At 72.6% G+C, this 573-nt stretch carries 1 pseudogene; it reads right to left on the reverse strand.

The annotated features are described in order from the left end of the window. Window positions 1-207: pseudogene (locus E1264_RS42875) on the reverse strand (MBL fold metallo-hydrolase); the annotation flags it as partial. Window positions 208-573: the final 366 nt, after the last annotated feature.

Below are 573 nucleotides of genomic sequence, written 5' to 3' on the forward strand. Positions count from 1 at the left end.
GGCCATCCAGGCGAGCCAGGTCGGCATCGGGCCGTCCAGGCCGAAGCTCAGCGTCCCGGCGAGGTGCCGTTGCGCGAACGCCTTGCGGGAGCGCAGGTCCACGACCCACTCACCGGCGGCGATGCGTTCGCGCAGCTCGGCGGCGCGGGCGGCGTGCGCCGGGGTGAGGTCGATCAGGTCGGCGCCGGTGGTGTTGCGGGCGCCCATGTGCGCGTAGTAGGCGGGATAGGCGTCCAGCCCGTCGAGGGTCGGGCTTCGGCGGCTGGCGATATGTCCGGCGCGCCGAGCTACCCGGCGTCGTGTACGGGCAGTCCGAGGGATCGGATACGGGGCATGCGGCGGTCGCGGTCGCCGCCGGGGAGCGCGATGACGTCGGTGACGCTGGCGGAGAGGTTGACGGCGGCGGCGCCCAGTCGGTGCCGTGCGTCCGCGTCTCTGCAATCCCGGGAGTGGCCATGGAACCTGAGAATGGGACCCAAGAGCGATGTGGATTTCCCGCGAAGTGCGTGGGGTGGGCGGTGGCCAACCGCACGCCGATCGAACGAGCTCGGCGCCCTCAACCACCGGAGCCGG

Source organism: Actinomadura sp. KC216 (assembly GCF_004348535.1).
GTDB lineage: Bacteria > Actinomycetota > Actinomycetes > Streptosporangiales > Streptosporangiaceae > Spirillospora.